The organism is Leisingera sp. F5 (assembly GCF_001593695.1).
In genome coordinates, this window is record NZ_LUKH01000406.1 from 1 (window position 1) to 2,565 (window position 2,565).

A 2,565-nucleotide genomic window follows, 5' to 3' on the forward strand; every position below is an offset into this window, starting at 1 on the left:
ATGTACCTGGAGGAAGGGTCTTTGCGGGTCGAAACCATGGGCCGCGGCTATGCCTGGCTGGATACCGGCACCCATGGCTCGCTTCTGGATGCTGGCAATTTCGTGCGCACCCTGCAGGAACGCCAGGGGCTGCAGACCGGCTGCCTGGAGGAGATCGCCTACAGCCAGGGCTGGATTGATGCGGACCAGTTGAAGGCACGGGCCGCGAAATTCGCCAAAAACGCCTATGGCGCCTATCTCGAAGGGCTACTGAAGTAGGCGGCAGGCTCCCGCCCGTCATCCGCTATCATAGATAGCCTCTTCCGGTTAGGCTCGGCGCCGCTACGCGGCGTGGGGGTCGCGGCTTGCGGATGCGCTTTCAGGGAATTGATAGGAATTCCTAATAAATTGACAACAATAGCCATTTTCTAGCCACAGCAGTCCCACAGCCATTCTCGATTGCGCCAATAGGCCTGTCCTCGACCGGATTTTTCCTGCGAGGAGCACGCAATGGCACAGCGGCAAACGGAAACCCGCCCTGGGCAGCGCCTTGGCCGCTGCATGCGGCAGCAGCTGCCGTTCCGCACCGGCACGGTGCTGGCCGCCGGCTTGCTAACGGCGGCGCTGGCCGGACCCGCTGCGGCCGTTCAGCCGCCGCCAGCGCAAGAGCCTGCCGCCCTGGTGCCAGTGTCCCGGCAAGTGCTGCCGCCCCTGGCCCATGCCCGGTTCTGCCTGCGCCACCCTGGTCAATGCGCAGTGCACGGCGGCCGCCCGCAGTCTGTCGGCTCCGCAAAGGCGCAGCTGGCCGAGCTGGTGAGGATCAATCTGGCGGTAAACCGGGACATCACCCCGCAAACAGACGGCACCGCGCAGGGAATTGCCGATGAATGGCGACTGAATGCGGTGCGGGGCGATTGCGAAGATTATGCACTTCAAAAGCGTAAAAGGTTAATTAATTTGGGCTGGCCATCCAAATCACTCCGGCTGGCAACGGTGCTGGCACCGGATGGCACCGGCCATGCCGTATTGATTGCACGTTTTCACGGCAGGGATTTTGCCCTGGACAATCTCACAAATGAAATCCGGCCCTGGCGGGAAACCGGATACCGGTTTTTGAAAATCCAATCGGAAACAGATCCAAAAGCCTGGTATTCGGTTGCCGCGCCGCAAGCCGGAGACGGGTTGTCCTGAGCCCCGTTGCCGCAGGTCCGCACCCGCGTCAGGCGCCGCCGCGCCGCACAATCACGCTGAGTGTGCGCCACACGATGCGGGTCTCCATTGCAAAACCCGTATTCGCGATGTAATGCAGATCGGCACGCACTTTGTTCCGCGTGGCATCAATGCCTTCGATATACCCAAGCTCCACCTGGGCCCAGCCGCTGATGCCAGGGCGCACCGCATGCCGCTCCTGATATCCCGGCACGTCGGCCAGAAACCTGCGCGCATGGTGGATATAATCCGGACGCGGTCCGATCAGGCTCATATCTCCCCTAAAAACATTAACAATCTGCGGCAACTCATCCAAACGGGCGCGGCGCAGAAACCGCCCGAGCGGGGTGATCCGCTCTTCTTCCAGCGGGCAATCAGCAGTGCGGCGGATTTCCGGCGCGGGGCGCATTGTCCGGAACTTGTAGGCGGTGAACGGGCGGCAATCCCGCCCCATACGCAGCTGCGAATAAAGCAACGGCCCCCGGTTCCAAAACGGGTTGAGAAGCAGCAGGCCCGCAGCGCACATCAGTGCCAGCGGCAGCAGGATCCCGCTGCTCACAACCAGGTCAAACATCCGCTTGACCCCAGCAAACACAAGGCCGGACAGGGTGCTGCGGCGCGGCGGACGGACTGAATTATTAGGCAAATCCCGTTCTGGGAATTCAAAGTCAAACATTTAGCTTTAGCACCTAAGGTTTAACAGAAATTTTAACCATTCGCCGCAATCAGGCGAGTAAACATTAGGCAACTATGTGCTGTGTAGAAATTGTGTCAATTGATTCCAAAAAAGACACAGTTAAACATTCATAAGTTGTTATTAAATTGAAGCGCGCCCCGCCGCCGCAGGATCCAGCCTTCGTACGGGGCGGAGAGTCTTGAGCGTTCCAGATAGGTTTCCAGTAGCCGTTCCGGCAGGCCGAGAGCCCGGCCCATCACAGCCAGGCGCAGCCAAAGATCGCCGTCAAGCGGCTGCCGGGCCAGCGCCGCCTCAAGCTGGCGCAGGGCGGCTTTCCGGGCCGCAGCTGCCTCCGGGTCCGATGCGGGCAGCAGCGGGTTCAGGCCTTTTGCCGCTGCTATCAGATCTGCCGCGTATAGATGCAAAACCGCCCCGCTGCGGTGCAGATGCGGATCAAACACCGCTGCCGCTCCGGCTGGCGCGGCCAGCAGCGCCGCCACCAGCCCGCTGTCCGCCGACTCCAGCCGCCCGGCCCCGGCCTCTGCAGCCAGGCGGTGATGCGACTGGTGGTTCAGATGGCCGCGCAAACCCTGCCATTGCAGCCCTGCGCACAGGGCCGCCAGCGCCAGAAGCAGGGCCTTAGCTGTCATGGTAATAGCGGGCGTAGGCCCTCCCGTAGCCATAAGACGACCCCTCGCAAC

The 2,565-nt window shown here is 61.6% G+C and carries 3 protein-coding genes and 1 pseudogene; 2 read left to right on the plus strand and 2 right to left on the minus strand.

What is annotated here, in order from left to right; genetic code table 11:
- Both A2I95_RS31005 and A2I95_RS31010 read left to right on the plus strand, forming a co-directional pair.
- A pseudogene (locus A2I95_RS31005) lies at positions 1-258 on the plus strand (glucose-1-phosphate thymidylyltransferase); the annotation flags it as partial.
- Between the two features lie 231 nt (positions 259-489).
- On the plus strand, positions 490-1,170 hold the full coding sequence (locus A2I95_RS31010) for a transglutaminase-like cysteine peptidase (protein ID WP_291736003.1): 681 nt from the start codon (positions 490-492) through the stop codon (positions 1,168-1,170).
- 28 nt (positions 1,171-1,198) lie between these two features.
- Here the strand turns inward: A2I95_RS31010 and A2I95_RS31015 are convergent, their stop codons facing one another.
- The gene (locus A2I95_RS31015; RefSeq protein WP_291736005.1) at positions 1,199-1,762 is read right to left on the minus strand and encodes a sugar transferase; all 564 of its coding nucleotides are present in this window, start codon (positions 1,760-1,762) and stop codon (positions 1,199-1,201) included.
- A 230-nt stretch (positions 1,763-1,992) separates the two neighbouring features.
- Positions 1,993-2,565 (minus strand): hypothetical protein (locus A2I95_RS31020; RefSeq protein WP_291736006.1); only part of this gene is annotated, 573 nt, incomplete at its 5' end.

Coding starts and splice junctions, on each gene's coding strand:
- A2I95_RS31010 (WP_291736003.1), top strand. CDS start 490: ATGGCACAGCGGCAAACGGAAACCCGCCCTGGGCAGCGCCTTGGCCGC.
- A2I95_RS31015 (WP_291736005.1), bottom strand. CDS start 1,762: ATGTTTGACCTGGTTGTGAGCAGCGGGATCCTGCTGCCGCTGGCACTG.